Genomic DNA, 16,536 nt, shown 5'->3' with positions numbered 1-16,536 from the left:
TTGCGTGAAGGGGGTTTCCCTGACGTTGCAACAGATTCAGAAGTGCAAGATGCCCTGCGGCAAATCCGGAAAATCGTCAATCAGTTGGTCTGACCGGCCTTTTCCGGACAAAATAAAACGCCCGCCAAAAGGCGAGCGCTTCAACGTCGATTGGGTGGATTACGAAGTTAGGATTTCTTGCGACGCCGCATCAGGCCTAATCCGCCTAGTGCTCCGATAAGAAGCAGTCCGGCGGCAGGCAGCGGGACTGGAGACACGTCAGCTGTCACCGTTACTCCGGTGCGAAATGCCCCGGGGCCCGGGTTGCCAGAGCCACTTTGGTAACCGTTCGTGGCAGAGAACGAAAGCGTGTTGATTCCCGCTACGAACACTGGGGTATTTGTGCCATCACTGACAGCTTCAAGAGTTTGGAATGCGTCGAAACCAAAATCGATGGTGCCAATGACAGCACCGTTCAATGAAGCTGTTCCGAAGTTGTCAACACCCCACAAACCTGTAAGGACAGCAGTGGTCAGGTCATAGCCGGTCAAGTCAAAGGTCCAAACGAAAGTATTCGTGGTGTTAACGCTTTGCGACCCAGCTTCATCCCATACCCAAGTCGACTCAGGTGACGTGTCTCCAGGGACGCTCGTGTAAGCACCGTTTGAAACGTCCACCATGGCTTGGCCGCCGTTCATCACGAACCCCCCCACACTGGCGGAGCCTGTCGCAGCGCTTCCGACCGTTGCAGCGTAGGCGGAAGAAGCCAAAAACGCCGTAGTAACTGCGCCAAGCGCTATCGCTTTGGTAGTTTTAAGGATTTTGTTCATTTCATTCCCCAATCAAAGTTCCATCAAAGGGATGCTCCGTTGACGGAATTTCTGCACCAATTAAACATTATTTATGTAACGTGATATGCAGTTTTTTACCGTCCGTAAAGATGTGATACTCATTTAAACAAATTCTCGCCGTAATTTCAGAGAACAAACTGTTGCGGTTTTGAGAACAATAAAGTCGGGGTTAGTTGGACTATTCGGGTTTCAGGGCAAGTTGGGTGTCAATCTCAACGATTTTTTGGCCCAATGATTTTGCTCGATCCATATTCCGACGGTCGTCTAGTTCTTTATCGCGACGGTTGTCATGACCGCAGTGGGGGCACACATGCTCTACCTGCTCTGCCAGCCTTGAGAGGCGCGCAACAAATTCATCACTCGGCACCCAATCAGGCTTCCTGCATTTTTCTCCGCTGATCGCATCACACAAAAGGCACTCGCCCAGGTCGCCGCAAACGTTTGTTTTGCACCGGCAAGGAGGCAGCTCTGAGGTGTTGGGTTGGTCGGACATTCCGGCCTCCGGGTGGTTGTTGGAATTTGGTTAAATGTGCGCACACATGTAAGCATGTGTCAACGTGTGTGCGCACACTAGTTGACATTTGCGCTAACGCACGCATTGTGCTTAAGCATGGAAATGGCAAAACGAACTCGCAAACCAAAGAATCTCTCGCTCGATCCCGAACTGGTTGATGCGATGGAGAAATGGTGCAAAGCGCAGGACTTTGAAGTGAAGTTCGCACGGGCGGTTGATGTTGCAATCAAAGAATTTTTGAAAGAGCGGGGTGCGCTGCCTGAGCGCAGTGAATCCGAAGAAAATTGATGATGTAGAAAAAGCATTTTGCGAAAAGGGTTGTAGAAAAAATGTCCCGAATTCATCCAAAAGCTGCAGTCATTACGCTGCACCCTTACTTGCCAAGTGAGGACGATCAATTGGCCGGCGCCCGTGATTGGGGGCTTCCTGGCTTAGAGGAAAAGCCGCAAATCTCGCGCGACATATTCCGTGATGATGTACGCAAAATTCGGACCACCAATTGGCCGTCAAAGCTGCCCAACCGTGATGTTCTGTTGCGTGTTTATCGTGATTCCAAGGTGTCCGAAGATGAAGTTTTTTTCGCGAATCCGCTCTGTGTTGGCTTTTCACAGAAACATGCGCAATCTACGATTGAGGATATTCATAGGGGCGAGGCGTTGCTTTATGTCCACGACATGCGCCGAGAGTTTAGGCCGGGTGATGACCTGGCGCCGCTTTGGAAAGAGCATTTGCGTCAATTGAAAAACGCTCAGATGCGACAGTACAGAACGTAATGTATGGGGGTCACGATCTTGGAACTAAAAGAATTTATCAGAGAAGCTATTGTGGATATTGCTGAAGGAATAAGGGAAGCGGACGACAAGCTGAAATCTATGGGCGGGCTGGTGAATCCTGGTGCTCATAAAGCTGGAAAGGCAGAGGTAACTGGTTCTGATCGGCGGGGGCCTGTTATTGGGAGGAAGCCGGAGGAATTTGTAGCTCCCAGGACGACATTGAAATTCGACGTCGCCGTAAGTGCCGCTAGCGATACAGAAGAGGGAGCAGGGGCTTCCGCGAAAATTTGGGTTTTTGCGGCATCAGTTGATGGGAAAACAGTCGCAAAAACTGAATCTGTCTCACGTCTATCGTTCGATGTTGATGTGGTTTTTCCTCATGACAAGGATCAAAAGGACAGGGCGGGTTTGGTGCAGGGTGTAGTATCCAACTAAGGAGCCAATGTCGACTGTTTGGACAAATTGCCCTTTCGGTGCAAAATACCAATGGCATCTATTGCTCGAGTTAAAAAACTCGCACCACCTTTGGATTTTGGCTTGCGCTCGAGCTGCAGACAAGCTTCAAAAGGAAAAATGTGGCAGCGAAATAGCAACTAAGAACAATCCAACACCGGTAATCAAACCAAATATGGCTCTATTAAAGTTTGTTGTCCCTCGCCGCGTGAAGTAGGATTTATACCCGTCAAACGCCCCAAGAAGAACCATGCTTGCGCCAAGAATACCGTATCCCCAATGCATAGCAAAGGTCGCGCCCAAAATAATCTGCATAGCACAAACTGAAGCAGCGATCGTTGAGCAGCGCCAACATAGTGGAAACGTAATGCCAAAAAGCTGCGGCGCTGTATGTAGCCTTCCATTGCAAAGCGGTTTTCGTAATCCGCGAAGCCTCATTGCTCTGCAAGCGTGAGGGACGAGTCCATTGCACGGCGCATGGCTGCATAGGACGCTTCCATTGAATTTTTTTGAATATACTCAACGAACTCGATAGATATCTCTTTTGCGACACAATTGATTAAGTAGCTCATAGCCTGATTGGCGGAATCAACGTTCTTAAACTTTGTCTTATCGAACAATTTTTGGTGCTTAGTGAAATCGTATGAAACTATAGCTTCATCCCATTTCTTGATAGCTGCCTCGGCTTTGGCAAAAGTTATGTTGCCTGAAAAGTCTGGAAATTCTTCTGAAAAAAGGCGGACGAATGCATCAGGCCGTTTCGCCGCAAGTTTTTTCTTTTCGTCGTCCTCTGATGCTTGTGCAACACCAGCAATGATACAGCATACGACTACTGCACCGATGATCCAAATCCACATTAAATAAATCCCCAGTTTTCCCGCTTTTAGTACATTATTACGTGTATGTCAGTAGAGTTTCGGTCTGTAGACCAATTGTATCTTTCTGAACGATGTGAAGCGCCATTCTCCAACGTCTGTGAACGCAGTAAAAGCTGACAGGTAATAAAGAGCCAAAGTACAGAGTGGCCGGTCTCTAGGGGTTTCTTGCAGTGAAAAACCAAAGTCAAAATTCCGCAGGTATTTCTGCGATTCTGACCCGAGCGGAGACGCGGCCGTTCGCGACGCTATGACGAATGTGAAGTTTGGGCTTTATGCGGTTATAACGCGGTCGTAGAAATAGGGTATGATGAGTCCAACAAAGGAGCGAGTTGACCTTATGCCGTATTACAATCGCCGGTCAAATCCGGTGCTGCCTTTCATAGAGCAGGACGTCCGGGTTTGCCAAAATTGCGAAAAGCGCTTTCTATCCGGTATCGTCGTCATTGAGCGAGGGTTTCCTACTCGGCTGCTCTGTCAGGATTGTTCACATCTGCATGAGGAGCGAGACTGGGATAACAACGAGATCAGTTAAGGAGAACGTTATGGTTAGCAAAGTGTCCAGGTATTGTGCCTTATTGGTTGGCTTAATGGCCGTTGGGCAGATTTCGCGTGCCGAGGGTACTCCCATACCGGTTCTTGATGTTCGTGACGAAGCATATTGGATCTGCGCAGGAGAAAATAAATCGGCTGAGTTGACGGTTCTTTGCGCAATATTGGTCACATTACAGCAAAGGAAGTAGAGGGCAGCCAGTGCTGACACCAGAACAAGAATTACTAGTTTCTCAAATTAACAAGGACCGACGTGTCATCACTCCAACTGACAGGGAGATCTGTCTATATCTGCACTACTGCGCAGGGGCTGGAGGTAAAGCCATATGTGTGGGAAGTCGCAAGTGGGAACATTGTCGCTGTGAGAAATACCCTAGGTTTCCAAATGAGTTACTCGGCGGTTTAGATTAGTCCAAATAAGGGTCCTGATATGGGTGATATTCATGATCCAGCAATCGGTTATGTAAATGTTGGGCGCAGCTATGAGGCCTCCGCATTGCGACTTCCGTTGGAGGATGCGAGGGAAACTAGTTATCTTCCAGACTTACCAAGACGTCAGTTGTTTGTCATGGCGATAGAATTGTATCTGAAGGCTTTTTTGCTCTTACAGAATATGCCGGAGAGCGAGATTAGAAAGACTTTTTCTCACAAAGTCGACGCTATTGGATCTCACTGCTGTTCTCTGGGACTGGAACTTTCTGAGGAACAACGTGAAGTGTTGACCTTGATAGAAGATACGGAAACGTTTACTCGCGATAGATACTTCAAGGGTGGAATTCGTAAGGTTCCGCGAGACGATGCGCTTCAGGATCTTGCCGGTGTTTTGTTTAAGGCTGTCGGTCAACGCGTGGCGGATAAATGTGGTAAGAAGTTTGACGGGCGAGGTGTCTCAGCTGTCAACAAGCAGAAACAGTAGTAGGAGGCTATTGAAGAGCCTGAAGCTACTGGCAACTGTACCGGCGGTTGTATTTCTGCTTTTGGAGTTCTGGTGGACCTCGGCGCTTTGGGCTTTCGCTGTCTACTTTATGATCTCGTGGTTGCCTGATGTCGTGCGTGGGCTTCAACAAACTGAGAGTCCAAAAAAGGAGGCCGCGTGGGCGTTTTTCTCCGCCAACAGTTAAATCATTCAGCGCTGTCTTTCAGAGTGGCTTCACGAAACGAAATGAGTGACCTGCTAATGTCCGTCAGCACACCAACCAAAACACCAAAGACTATTGTGTAAATGCCTTGATCGAGAGCTTGGCCAGTAGATTTAGAACCTAATAAATAACTTGCTGCGCGAGCAGGATCCTCCGACAGAAGAACCGTGACCGCCATTGTGATGCGAAGAACGCCAAGCAGAACGGCCAGCACGGCTAGAATTCGGCCCCATTTTGTGAACATCATCATCGAATACTCCAAAGCCGTCGAATTAAAATCTCTAATGCAGAGATCGGTAGCAAGGGGATCGTTAAGTTTCAAGCGACTACTGGAAGGTTAAGCTCAAATCAGGCTTTGCGCGATCTCAGCAGGTGGGTAAGGTGTGTCCAACAAAGGAGAAATTGAAGTGCTTAACAATATCGGTTTGCCTGGGGTTATTATCCTGGCGCTTTTTGTTTTTTTGCTTTGGAAGTTATTTAACAGGGGTGTCAAAAAGTAGGCTACCCCAAGGTAGCTTTTCTAGGCTTTGTTCAGCGGGGCCTGAATTGGGTTGGGAGCGTAGAGCCCTGATCCGGCAATCCAGCAAAGGAGCGACCCGCGCCGAAGGCCTGAGGGGACAGGACACGGGCCGCTGTCCGCCTCTCTCTCGAAGGGCAGATTGCGTGTAGTTTAGAACAAAAGTGATTTGTGTCCAGCAAAGGAGCGATCCGCGCCAGTTTTCCGGGATAGAATGGTCGCGGATCGCCGTTGCCGCCACGGGAATGCCGACTTAAAGTAGAGTAGTGCAAATTTGAAACGTGTCCAGCTGCGGAGGGAACACTAATATGAATACACTCTTTGGCGCTCTTGCGCTGAGTGTGGTAGCCAGCTCGAGCTGCGGGCAGGAAAGCATCACTGCAACCGATAGAGGTCTAAACCCAGAAGCGATTAGGGCGATCCAAATTAGTCTTGGCGACACCGCGACCGGAGCATGTTGGACCAATTTGAAAGAAGCGCGTGAGTACGCAGAAGAGAAGCTGCGCATCAAGGGTTATAACGTTGTGGCAGATCTGCCGTCTCCACAGCCGCCAAATTTTATTTTTTGGATTGGTGTCGGTGCTTCGCGCGACGGAAGCGGATTATGCGGCGGCTCAATTAATGTCAGCGTGCAATCGGTAGCGTTTGTAGATGAGTTCGCTGGCCGCTTTATTCTAAAGAGTGTGAATACGTTTGTTGGCAATGCAGGTAACAATCTGAATCGGCGCGTCATCGAGGCAATTCAGGCCATGGCCAGTCAAATGTGACATCGATCTTGATCTTCATAACGTAACCGGTGAGAAGGATGCCCTCAAACGAGATGTTCGAGTTGGGCTCAACGACTATGCTTTATTGATGTCTGGTTTATCAGGATGAGGAAGTCCAACAAAGGAGGCATTGAAAATAATGCCTCCATACTGGTTGAGCCTTGCAAATGTTTCCAAATGAAGAGAGGTTTCCAGCAACCAATTAACAACGAGAAGATCCATTATGCCAAATTTTTTTCCGGCAGTTCCCTTAGTGATTATGCTTGCACTCTCTGGTTGCGAGGGAACAATGCAGGGGGTCGTTCGGGGGGAGGGCACAAGAGTGCAATTTCAATACGAACAAGGTGTGAGCCATGACAGCTATACCGCAATAGTCGATGAAGAAACCTTCAAAGGGAAGGCTGTTTTCGCTGACTCTCGATCTGGTTATGGATTTGATTCGAATTTCAACTCAGCTGTTTTCTCAACAACTAGCGGAAAGATTGTTGCAACTCTATTTGGCGATAAAAATTCAACTATGCGATGCAATATGACCTATGCTGATAGTTCCGGTTTTACGTCTGTAGGTGGAGTGGGTGTGTGTCAGCATAGTGACGGCAGAATTATTGATGTCATGTGGTGAATTAGGTTGGCAGGTCCAGAACTGCTTGGGCCGCCTGGGGTAGACTTGTTTAATTACACAGGGCTGAGAACTTCCGTGCCTGCGAGAGCGGAACATTCAGGTTCGCGCTTAGTAGTCCATCAAAGGAGGCCCGCCGAGAAGTTGATAAGCGGGCCTTGCCAATGCGTATGATCTGCCCATAGTCATGCCGCTTTGAATGTCTAAACGCAAAGGGGAGCTGAAACATGGCCGGATATGTTCTTCATCACTATAACATCATCGACAGATCACGGGTTGGCGAACTTGGCCCAATGTCGCTTCCCATTGTTGAAAAATATGGTGCTGAGTTATTAATTTCCAGCCCGGTCAAGGCACTAAAAGGCTCTACGAGCTATTCCAATATGGTGGTCTACAAGTTTGAGAGCTTTGCTGCCGCTTTGGAATTCTATCACTCACCTGAAATGGCGGAGTTTGCCATTTTCCGAGATAAAATTATTGAGGGTTTCGCGACTGTGATGCCTGGTCACTCAGAGACAGAGGATGTTGTGAAATCGGGTTACTTTCAGAGTTAGATTTAGAGCAATGGAAACCTTGAAATCTGAGATCAGTCCAACAAAGGAGTGCGGCCCGCCGCAAGGGGGATGTGCCTGTAGCAGGCCGCGGCCCCGCTGCTGAAGGCGGGTTCTAGGAAGGGTAGGCGGTAAATTCGATCCGTCCAGTAAAGGAGCAGAGAGTGATGAGATTTCTGGCATTTGCGGTTGTTCGACTTTATGAGCCAAATTACCAAGCCAGCCAGACATTACTTTGCCAAAAAAAGGTCCGACGAGCCCACATCATCTCGAATCATAAGCTACTTGGGAAACATCGGGAGCAGATCCGTTAGTCCGCCATTGAAATACAATAAGGCTTCTACACAAACTTTAAGCTTAGCCTGGAAACAGCCTTTTAACATTCAACCATTTCAAACACATGTAGCTTGACACCGAGAATTCTAACCTTTTATTCAACATTTAGTGAAGGCTGTTTCGATTTAGATGGGATGAAGTATGAAAAAGTTATTTGTAGGTGCCGTTGCTGCGGTGCTGATGGTCGGGTCCATTGGCCCTGCGTCGTCTGCGACGCTCATGGAGTCCGGAACCCTTTTTTCGACAGATGACCTTACTCGAATTGATGACAGCGGCACAGTTCTTGAATTCCTTAATCTATCGCGATCTGATGGTCAGACCATCTCCAGCGCAGTGGCGGCTCACTCTAGTTACGGTTTTGCCTATGCTAACTCCGCTCAGGTCACTGCGTTGCTGTCCGCTTTTGGCTCCACTTGGAATGGCAATACCAGCTCAAGTATTGTCGACGCTGGAACGAACACAGCTCAAGAAGCCAATATTATAAGTCATTTAGGTGTGACTTTTGGTTCTTCTACTCTCGGTTACTTTGGGGACACTAACACAGCGTTTTGTTTTGGGATTAACTGTGGTTACGGCGGATGGGTTGGGAATTGGTCGAACAATCCACATTCATATGGAGGCGTAACTATGGTTCGTGTCTCAGCCGTTCCACTTCCAGCCGGTCTTCCCCTGCTTCTAGCTGGCCTCGGCGCACTAGGTTTTATGCGTAAACGCCGCCACATCTAATATAAACCGACATTTCTAAAAGCGCCCTGCATTTGCAGGGCGCTTTTCGTTTACGGCTGAAAAAATATTTGACCTGACATTCCCAAAATAGAACGCCAGAAGGCAATGTTACGCGACGGGAGTGTTTTTCAACCTAGATCATGCATTTGTTGATGGCGGACGGTGCTGGAGGAGTCCCAATATTCAGGCTAAATAGAAAGTCCAGATAAGGAGGCCTATTTGCTCCACCAGTTCTGGGCGTAATAGGGTCTGCACTTGCCATGCATGTTATCTAGGGTCACTCCTTCAATGGGGCAGTCACTTGCGATGATTTTCAGGGCTGTCGGGAGTTCGGTTTCCCCGCCAACAAGTTCAACAAATCGTTCCTTCCGATACCGACCGTGGCGTCCGCAGTGGTCGCAGCATATCTCGACTGTGGGTAGCGGGTAATCTCGAACTTTCATGGTTGGTAGATAGGTTGTTGAGCGATCGATGCCAAGCTTGGTAGTGAATAGGGCGGTTTCCCATGTTCTTTTACCGTTCATGGTTTGTAGTGGGAAATATTTCGACTATCTTGTTGAAAACGCACAACCTTTACCTGCCTTGAAAACCGTTGAACGTGAGAGCGTTCCCAGGGTTCGAATCCCTGTCTCCCCGCCACTCAAAGTTCATCTCCTTTTCCCATTTCGACTTGGATCGATTTTCGTCGATGGTTTTTTGGTTGTATCGATTAAGTTGCGCTTGCCTGTGTCCTAAACTGTCTTCAGCTTTGGTGATGTGGTCGAGAATTTTCTAAAGCCGCATTCCCAGCATAGCTGTCATTTGTGAGGACTGGAGCGAAGGGCAGGTGCTGGAGTGATAGCAGCTATTCAAGCAGGAATGGGCTATTTAAAGACCTGCACACACAAGTTAAACGCTGTGGCTGGACATAGGCCAAATTCCAAGTAGGTGTTGGCGTTAAATACTTTATGAGAAAGCGCCGCGGCAAATGAAAGACTTGTTGAACTATCGCGCGGCGATTTTTGATTTGGATGGAACGCTGGTGATCAGCGAGCCTGCATGGCAAGCCGCGAAGTCATCGGTTTCTACCCGCTTTGGCCGTTCGGTCACATCGGCTTTCTTGGATAGCCACGAAGGGCGGAATGTGGGTGCCTTCGTGAATGAAGTGTTTAAAAAATATGACGACGACAAGCGGGCAAAAATTTTATCGGAGATCAAATCCGAAGCTTGGCGGCTTCTTCCGTCGGAGATCAAACCGGTACCTGGTGCACAGGAATTTGTAAGGGCATTGTCCAAGCAAGGGATGCGGCTGGCTATTTGCTCGTCATCGCCCGCGCGCAATATTGACCTCTCCCTTCAGATTGCCGGGATAGAGGATCTGTTTGATATTCGGGTATCTGCAGATGGAATGAAACAAGGCAAACCCCATCCGGCGCCATTCTTGGGGACGCTGGAAACTCTTGGGCTGACCGCAGATCAGGTGATTGCATTCGAGGACTCGCTTGCAGGCGCTCGTTCAGCGGTTGATGCTGGGTTGACCACAATAGCGATCGGGCCACATTTACCTTCCGAACAGTTCGATTTTTGCGCGCATCAGGTTTCAGGGTACGAAACGCTGCTGTCTTTCTTGGACCAAGCTCCGTCATTTCGGTGAAGCTGCATCGCATCAATCAGGTAACTCTCAGCTCCCACCGCAATCACTGAGGTGGGAGCAGTATTATTAGACGGTCCCGCCAAGGCTGCCCTCAAGTGCGACTAACTCTTGGCCACCAGCCATCATATCCTGCAGCTCTTCGGGGGTTATATCCCCGCGTTTGGCAGTGCCGAGCGTTTTGCCTCGGTTCAGGACAGTGAACTGATCGCCGACTGCCATCGCGTGGCGCACGTTGTGGGTGATAAAGACCACTGCGATCCCCTGTTTGCGGACCTTGTCGATGGTTGCCAAAACATTGGCCGTTTGGCGTACACCAAGGGCCGAGGTCGGTTCATCTAGGATCAGCACCTTGGCACCGAAATGGACCGCACGAGCGATGGCGACGGTCTGACGTTCGCCGCCGGACAGGGTGCCCACCGCCTGATCCGGGCCACGTAGGTTGATGCCCATTTTGCGCATCTCTTCCAAGGTGACCCTGTTGGCATGCTCATGATCAAAGAGCTTTATCAGACCGAACTTACGCAGCGGTTCGTTGCCCATAAAGAAGTTCCGGCTGACCGACATCAGCGGGATCATAGCCAGGTCTTGGTACACCGTCGAAATGCCCGCAGCGATGGCATCGCGTGGACGCTCAAAGTTCAGCGGTTTACCTTCAAAGTGGATCTCGCCCTTGGTGGGTTTGTGCACCCCTGACATGGTCTTGATGAAGGTAGATTTACCGGCACCGTTGTCGCCCAACAGGCAGTGGCATTCGCCGGGATAGACCTTGAGCGACACTCCAGCGAGGGCAATGACCGAGCCAAAGTGCTTCTCGATGCCCTTCATTTCGATGATGGGGTTGTGGTTGCTGCTCATCTTATCTCTCCCCAGTTATCATGCGGCGGATGTAGGTGTTCAGGATCACCGCAAAGAGCAGGATAACGCCCAGGAATACCCGGAACAGCGAACTTTCGACCCCGGCAAAGAATAGGCCCTGCTGCACTACCCCAAAGATCAGGGCGCCAAGAGCCGCACCAATCACCGAGCCATAGCCGCCGGTCAGAAGTGCCCCACCGATCACCACGGCGATGATTGCTTCGAACTCCTTCAACAGCCCCCGATCAGCCCCGGCTGAGCCGAATTCCATCACCTGACAGGTGGCGAACACCGTGGCGCAGAATGCGGTGGTCATGAACATCAGGATCTTGACCCGGTTGACCGGGACGCCTGTGTATCGGGCGGATTGCGCATCGCCGCCAGCTGCAAAGATCCAGTTTCCGAACCGGGTTTTTGTCAACAGAATATGGCCAAGTACCACCAGTACCAGTGCCCAGATAATAAGCATGGGAACGCCATCAACTACCGGCTGACCCTGTCGTGTCCCGCGCTCGAACACAGCGATGATGCCGGCGTCGCCCATCCACTGGAAAAGGCCGGTAAAGATCTTGCCGCCAAATAGGGGGGCCAGCCAGTCGCCTTCGGCTGCGTCCTTAACGCCACCGATGATGGTTTTGCGTTCAATGGTTTGCGGGAAGTAGATGGTAAAGCCGCGCAGGATGAACAGGAATGCCAGTGTCACGATGAAACTGGGTAGGCCGGTACGGACCACGATGAAACCGTTCAGGGCGCCAATCGCAAGTGCCAGCGCAAAGGTGACGATAATGGCAAGCCAGACCGGCCAACCAAGCGTCACGCTGAAGATAGCGATCATCATGCCAGCAAAGCCAATCATTGACCCAACGGATAGGTCAAACTCGCCAGCGATCATCAACAGACATGCGCCCACAGCGATGATCATGAATTGAGCCGAGACCTGGCTCCAGTTCATGATGCCTTGGCTGTTGAACATGCCGCTGTCGGAGGCGAACAAAAGAAACAGGGTGAAAACAACGGCTGTGCCGACGATACCGCCTAACTCGGGACGGATCAGGGCCTCGCGAAAGCGGGAGCGGGTTTTGATGCGCTCGTCACCATTCAGGGCAGGGGATGGGGCTTCGGACATTGGGATGGCCTAACTTGGTCCAGATGCGGGATGGAAAAAGGGCGGCCAATTTACACTGACCGCCCAGTTGGGAGTAATTTAGCGGTATTCGCCTGCGAACAAATCGACTTTCTCAAGCCCGTCAGCGGTTACAAAACCGGGACCAGAGTTGATATTGTTGCCGGGCAGAACGCCAAAGCGGTGGTAGTTGGTCATTACCACAACTGGCAGATAGGCCTGCAGGAATGGTTGCTGGTCAATGCCCCAGTTGATCACACCGGCCTTGATACCTTTGACGATTTCTTCACCAAGGTCGAAGGTGCCGAAATAGATGTCACCGGCCAGACCGTTTTCATCCAATGCCAGCAATGTTGGGTCGGCGCTGGTTGGACCAAGTGTCAAAACCGCGTCTGTTTCAGGGTTGGCGCTCAGGTAAGCCATGACCTTGTTTTTGATCTCGGATGGATCCTGACCTGAATCGATCATCTGGTTGCCCAGTTCGATCCCCAAGCCATCAGCAAATCCCTGACAACGTTCGGTCGAGGAAGGTGAGCTGATATAGTGGTTCACACAGAGGAAGCTGCTGACGCCATCACCTTTGGCGCGAAGACCCGCAGCGTGGCCTGCGTCATATTCTGGCTGCCCTACATACATCAGCGCGCCAACCTTGCGAGCCTGATCAGGTGTGCCCGAGTTCATGATGATGACATCAACACCACTGTCTACTGCTGCCTGGATAGGACCGGACAACACTTCATAGTCGCTTAGGGTTGTGATGATTCCATCAGGGCCGCTTGCTGCAGCCTGTTCGATGATCCGCGCCATGTCGGCAAGGTCACCCGTTGGTGGATTGCGGTATTCAATCTCTACGTCCATTTGATCGCCCGCCAAGGCAAGGCCGTTCTTGACTGTGTTCCACCAGCTGTCGCTGTCCGGAGCATGGCTGACGAGAATGTATTTTTCGCCTTCGGCTGAGGCGGTTGTTGCGACCATCATTGGCGCCGCCACAACAGCCGTTGCCAACATCAGTTTTTTCATCAGTGAAGTCATTGTGTACCTCCCAGGTAACCCTGTCATTCATTACTAGGACGGCTCCTCCCCGTCTCCGACTCAAGCTAACCACATTTGGGACGCGCTTGCAACCGGTTGCAAAACGCTATCGGAAATTTCATACTGCCATTACGGCGTAAAACAGATAAAAGGCGTACCGCAGGATCAGAGGACTGGGATTAGATGGCCGTTACATTGAAAGAAGTTGCAGAACGCGCGGGCGTGTCACGCTCGGCTGTGTCGCGCGCTTTCACCGATGGAGCTTCGGTCTCAGGGAAAATGCGGCGCCGTGTTGAAAAGGCGGCACAGGAGTTGGGTTATAGCCCAAATGCGCTTGCGTCGTCTCTTACAACCGGGCGTACCAAGCTGATCGGGCTGGTTTCAAATAACTTCAAAAACCCTTTCTTTCTAAGTGCCTTTGATCTGTTCACCTCTGGTCTGCAGGACCGGGGGTTGCGACCGCTACTGGTCAATCTGACTGGGGATCAGGGGCCGGAAGAAAGTGTTCAGATGTTGCGCCAATATTCGGTCGACGGAGTGATCGTAGCATCTTCGACAGTTCCGCCCAGTTTTGCCGCGTCGTTTGAAAAGGCCGATATTCCGGTGGTCTTTGCCTTTGCGCGCTACAAAGACAGCACAAATGCTAATCTGGTTGGAATCGACAATGTGGCCGCTGGCGCCTTTGCGGCCCGAACGCTGATTGAGCGTGGATACAAGCATATTGGCTTTCTCGGTGGGCCGGAAAATGCGGTTTCAACGTCGGACCGTTTTCAGGGGTTTGCTGCGGAAATGGCCGCTCATCCCGAGTTGAAGTTTTCGCACGCCTATTCAGACGAATACTCATTTGCGGCAGGTCGCACTGCAATGCTTGGATTGCTGGATAGCGGTCAACACGCCGAAGTGTACTTTGGCGCTGATGATGTGATTTCTATCGGGGCGCTTAGCGCCATGCAGAGTAGGGGGATGAAGGTTCCCGAGGACATTGGAATTCTGGGCCTGAACGATATGGAGATGGCAGGCTGGGAGAATATCAATCTGACGACAATCAGGCAGCCCATTCGCCAAATCACTAGCGCCGCAGTTGACCTGATGGTTTCACAGCTTGAAACGCCCGACCGCTACCCCGAAGCGCGCTTGTTCCCCTGCACATTGATCGAGAGGGGAACACTGCGCAAAGGGCCTAACGCTTAGCGGAAAATTGGTGGACGTGCGTCCATCCAGGCTCCGTTTTCCTTGGCCGAGGCAACGGCAGTGTGAACTGCAGCCATGGATCGCACGCCGTCTGATGCGGTGGGCAATCCGTCACGGGTTTCACCGCGAATAGCGTCGGCCAGATCGCAATAGATATTGGCCACCGCCAGTGGGAAACCCTCGGGGTGGGCGATGGCGACGCGGGACAAGCGTTGAGCATCTTCGTGCAGGCCGCCTTCACCTTTTTCGATGATCTGCGTACGGCCACCTACCGGGGTATAGATCAGCTGATTGGGCTGTTCCGAGGCCCAACGCAGCCCGCCAGTTTCGCCAAACACTTGAATGTCGAACCCGTGCTGACGACCAATGGCAACTGATGATGTCCATAGGCGCCCTACAGTTCCACCGCTCATGCGAAAATTGACCATCGCATCATCTTCCAACTCGCGGCTGGCAATGGTTGAGGCAAAGTCGGCGGATAGCGTTTCGACTTCGTCGTCGCTGATGAAGCTGGCCATATGCAGTGCGTGGATGCCGCAATCGGCAAATTGTCCTGAAACGCCTGCCATCGCCGGATCATAACGCCAGCGTACCCGTGGATTGTCCGCATCTGTGGCGTCGCCGTGGTGGCCGTGGCTGAAGTTGGTGACGACCAGCCGCACCTTGCCGATTTCCCCAGCGCGCACCATGGCGCGGGCCTGACGGACCATGGGATAGGCCGAGTAACAGTAGTTTACCGCACAGATCTGGCCTGTTTTTTCGGCAACCCGCACGATTTCCTCGCCCTCTTCGACGGTCATGGTCATTGGCTTTTCGCACAGGACATTGATTCCGGCTTCTAAGAAGGCCTTGGTAATCTCAAAGTGGGTGGCGTTGGGTGTGGCGACAGTGACCAGATCAATCCGATCTTCGCGGTGCTTTTCCCCGGCGAGCATTTCCTGCCAATCGCCATAGGCGCGATCTGCTGCAACGCCAAGACGTTGCGCATATTCACGGCCTTGTTCGGGGCGGTGATCCAGAGCGGCTGCACTGAATTCAAACAATCCATCAGCCTGCGCGCCTAGGCGGTGTGCCGGGCCGATCTGGCTGCCTTCGCCGCCGCCAATCATGCCCCATTTCAGTTTAGTCATTTGTTCGGCTCCTTAGTTAAAGCCAATAGATTCAAGATATTCACGGTTTTTACGGGCGTCCCCGATTGGATCTGGGTCCAGTGTAGGGTCGCAGTCCTGTTCGACGGTGCACCAACCTGAAAATCCGGCATCCAGCAGCACCTGGCGCACAGAGGTAAAGTCGACGTCGCCATCGCCAAGATTGCAGAAAATGCCTTCGCCACAGGCGTCATAGAACCCGGTCCGGTTGGCGATGACATTTGTCTTTACCTGCGGATTGATGTCCTTGAAGTGCATGTAGGAAATTCGGTCGACATGGCGCTTCATGAACTCCACCGGATCAAAGCCAGCATAGGAGTGGTGGCCTGTGTCGAAACAGATCTTGAGGATCTTTTCGTCGACTTCACTTAAGAGCCGTTCAAGCTCGGGCTCGAAATCCATAAAGCCAGCCGCATGGGCATGGATGCCAACGGTCAGGCCATATTCCTCGGCACCAATGCGAGCAGTCTCAGCAATGCGGTTGCGGTAGGCGGTCCATTCTGCCTTGTCCATTTGCTCGGCTTCGGACGCCCGGCCGGCAGTGGGGGCGCGGCGTGGTGAGATCGAGTCGATGAGCACCAAGTGCTGCGCTCCATGCGCCTTGAGTGCGCGGGCGGTGCGGTGCGTGGCGTCCAGAACATCGTCCCATGCATCTGGGTCGTGGTAGGCGCGAAACACAACGCCGCCGATCAGTTCTAGTTCATACTGGGCAAGTGCATCGCCCAACTCGGCGGGATCCTCAGGCATAAAGCCGACTGGTCCCAATTCGATCCCCTTGTATCCTGCCTTGGCGCAGTCGCTGAGAACCGATTGCCAGCTTGGATTTCGCGGGTCATTTGCAAATTCAACTCCCCAGGAACAGGGAGCGTTGCCGATTCTGATTGTCATCTGTGTCGTACCTT

Annotated in this window: 20 protein-coding genes; 10 read left to right on the top strand and 10 right to left on the bottom strand. The window is 51.5% G+C overall.

The window, feature by feature from the left end:
- Nucleotides 1-167 precede the first annotated feature (167 nt).
- Nucleotides 168-809 carry a VPLPA-CTERM sorting domain-containing protein gene (locus DL239_RS21605; RefSeq protein WP_240931663.1) on the bottom strand — a complete coding sequence of 214 codons (642 nt, stop codon included), beginning with the start codon at nucleotides 807-809 and terminating at the stop codon, nucleotides 168-170.
- A gap of 631 nt (nucleotides 810-1,440) precedes the next feature.
- Here DL239_RS21605 and DL239_RS02540 point away from each other — a divergent pair.
- Genes DL239_RS02540 through DL239_RS02530 form a run of 3 tightly spaced genes read left to right on the top strand, consistent with a single transcriptional unit; the run spans nucleotide 1,441 to nucleotide 2,552 of the window.
- A complete protein-coding gene (locus DL239_RS02540; RefSeq protein ID WP_167681907.1) occupies nucleotides 1,441-1,632 on the top strand; it encodes a hypothetical protein in 192 nt (63 codons plus the stop codon).
- 41 nt (nucleotides 1,633-1,673) lie between these two features.
- The gene (locus DL239_RS02535; RefSeq protein ID WP_167681905.1) at nucleotides 1,674-2,117 is read left to right on the top strand and encodes a hypothetical protein; all 444 of its coding nucleotides are present in this window, start codon (nucleotides 1,674-1,676) and stop codon (nucleotides 2,115-2,117) included.
- An 18-nt stretch (nucleotides 2,118-2,135) separates the two neighbouring features.
- Nucleotides 2,136-2,552 (top strand): hypothetical protein, encoded by a 417-nt coding sequence (locus DL239_RS02530; protein WP_206188308.1) that lies wholly within the window; start codon nucleotides 2,136-2,138, stop codon nucleotides 2,550-2,552.
- A 126-nt stretch (nucleotides 2,553-2,678) separates the two neighbouring features.
- Here the strand turns inward: DL239_RS02530 and DL239_RS21890 are convergent, their stop codons facing one another.
- Nucleotides 2,679-3,008 carry a DUF2085 domain-containing protein gene (locus tag DL239_RS21890; protein ID WP_167681900.1) on the bottom strand — a complete coding sequence of 110 codons (330 nt, stop codon included), beginning with the start codon at nucleotides 3,006-3,008 and terminating at the stop codon, nucleotides 2,679-2,681.
- Nucleotides 3,005-3,427: a hypothetical protein gene (locus DL239_RS02520; RefSeq protein WP_167681898.1), complete on the bottom strand. Its 423-nt coding sequence runs from the start codon at nucleotides 3,425-3,427 to the stop codon at nucleotides 3,005-3,007. Before DL239_RS02520 ends, DL239_RS21890 begins: the two co-directional genes overlap by 4 nt.
- A 1,000-nt stretch (nucleotides 3,428-4,427) precedes the next feature.
- On the opposite strand from DL239_RS02520, the gene DL239_RS02515 reads away from it, so the two are divergent.
- Complete coding sequence (locus tag DL239_RS02515; RefSeq protein WP_167681896.1) at nucleotides 4,428-4,913, top strand: hypothetical protein; 486 nt, start codon at nucleotides 4,428-4,430, stop codon at nucleotides 4,911-4,913.
- A gap of 206 nt (nucleotides 4,914-5,119) precedes the next feature.
- Here DL239_RS02515 and DL239_RS02510 read toward each other — a convergent pair whose 3' ends face one another.
- Nucleotides 5,120-5,386 (bottom strand): hypothetical protein, encoded by a 267-nt coding sequence (locus tag DL239_RS02510; RefSeq protein ID WP_167681894.1) that lies wholly within the window; start codon nucleotides 5,384-5,386, stop codon nucleotides 5,120-5,122.
- Nucleotides 5,387-5,961: 575 nt separating this feature from the next.
- Between DL239_RS02510 and DL239_RS02505 the strand changes: the two genes are divergently transcribed.
- Nucleotides 5,962-6,420 carry a hypothetical protein gene (locus DL239_RS02505; RefSeq protein WP_167681892.1) on the top strand — a complete coding sequence of 153 codons (459 nt, stop codon included), beginning with the start codon at nucleotides 5,962-5,964 and terminating at the stop codon, nucleotides 6,418-6,420.
- A 75-nt stretch (nucleotides 6,421-6,495) separates the two neighbouring features.
- Here the strand turns inward: DL239_RS02505 and DL239_RS02500 are convergent, their stop codons facing one another.
- Complete coding sequence (locus DL239_RS02500; protein ID WP_167681890.1) at nucleotides 6,496-6,642, bottom strand: hypothetical protein; 147 nt, start codon at nucleotides 6,640-6,642, stop codon at nucleotides 6,496-6,498.
- Between the two features lie 100 nt (nucleotides 6,643-6,742).
- On the opposite strand from DL239_RS02500, the gene DL239_RS02495 reads away from it, so the two are divergent.
- The 4 genes from DL239_RS02495 to DL239_RS02480 all read left to right on the top strand — a co-directional run bounded on the left by DL239_RS02495 (nucleotide 6,743) and on the right by DL239_RS02480 (nucleotide 10,285).
- Nucleotides 6,743-7,042: a hypothetical protein gene (locus DL239_RS02495; RefSeq protein WP_167681889.1), complete on the top strand. Its 300-nt coding sequence runs from the start codon at nucleotides 6,743-6,745 to the stop codon at nucleotides 7,040-7,042.
- A 224-nt stretch (nucleotides 7,043-7,266) separates the two neighbouring features.
- Nucleotides 7,267-7,593, top strand: a complete 327-nt coding sequence (locus DL239_RS02490; RefSeq protein ID WP_167681886.1) for a DUF1330 domain-containing protein — start codon at nucleotides 7,267-7,269, stop codon at nucleotides 7,591-7,593.
- Between the two features lie 474 nt (nucleotides 7,594-8,067).
- A complete protein-coding gene (locus DL239_RS02485) occupies nucleotides 8,068-8,652 on the top strand; it encodes a VPLPA-CTERM sorting domain-containing protein (protein ID WP_167681884.1) in 585 nt (194 codons plus the stop codon).
- 979 nt (nucleotides 8,653-9,631) lie between these two features.
- The gene (locus DL239_RS02480) at nucleotides 9,632-10,285 is read left to right on the top strand and encodes an HAD family hydrolase (protein ID WP_167681882.1); all 654 of its coding nucleotides are present in this window, start codon (nucleotides 9,632-9,634) and stop codon (nucleotides 10,283-10,285) included.
- A 66-nt stretch (nucleotides 10,286-10,351) separates the two neighbouring features.
- Here the strand turns inward: DL239_RS02480 and DL239_RS02475 are convergent, their stop codons facing one another.
- The 3 genes from DL239_RS02475 to DL239_RS02465 form a co-directional block, all read right to left on the bottom strand.
- A complete protein-coding gene (locus tag DL239_RS02475; protein ID WP_167681880.1) occupies nucleotides 10,352-11,140 on the bottom strand; it encodes an ATP-binding cassette domain-containing protein in 789 nt (262 codons plus the stop codon).
- Nucleotide 11,141: 1 nt separating this feature from the next.
- Nucleotides 11,142-12,266, bottom strand: a complete 1,125-nt coding sequence (locus tag DL239_RS02470) for an ABC transporter permease (RefSeq protein WP_167681878.1) — start codon at nucleotides 12,264-12,266, stop codon at nucleotides 11,142-11,144.
- Between the two features lie 78 nt (nucleotides 12,267-12,344).
- A complete protein-coding gene (locus DL239_RS02465; RefSeq protein WP_167681876.1) occupies nucleotides 12,345-13,295 on the bottom strand; it encodes a sugar ABC transporter substrate-binding protein in 951 nt (316 codons plus the stop codon).
- Nucleotides 13,296-13,478: 183 nt separating this feature from the next.
- Between DL239_RS02465 and DL239_RS02460 the strand changes: the two genes are divergently transcribed.
- Entirely contained in the window at nucleotides 13,479-14,486 is a 1,008-nt protein-coding gene (locus DL239_RS02460; RefSeq protein WP_167681874.1) for a LacI family DNA-binding transcriptional regulator, read from the top strand.
- Here DL239_RS02460 and DL239_RS02455 read toward each other — a convergent pair.
- Together DL239_RS02455 and DL239_RS02450 are read right to left on the bottom strand one after the other, a co-directional pair.
- Nucleotides 14,483-15,616, bottom strand: a complete 1,134-nt coding sequence (locus DL239_RS02455; protein ID WP_167681872.1) for a Gfo/Idh/MocA family protein — start codon at nucleotides 15,614-15,616, stop codon at nucleotides 14,483-14,485. The two genes, DL239_RS02460 and DL239_RS02455, sit on opposite strands and share 4 nt — an antisense overlap.
- A gap of 12 nt (nucleotides 15,617-15,628) precedes the next feature.
- Nucleotides 15,629-16,522, bottom strand: a complete 894-nt coding sequence (locus tag DL239_RS02450) for a TIM barrel protein (protein ID WP_167681870.1) — start codon at nucleotides 16,520-16,522, stop codon at nucleotides 15,629-15,631.
- Nucleotides 16,523-16,536: the final 14 nt, after the last annotated feature.

The sequence above is a fragment of the Parasedimentitalea denitrificans genome, assembly GCF_011813015.1.
Classification (GTDB): Bacteria; Pseudomonadota; Alphaproteobacteria; order Rhodobacterales; family Rhodobacteraceae; genus Parasedimentitalea; species Parasedimentitalea denitrificans.
The sequence above is the reverse complement of the archived record's forward strand: the minus strand, read 5'-3'. Positions and strand labels throughout refer to the sequence as shown.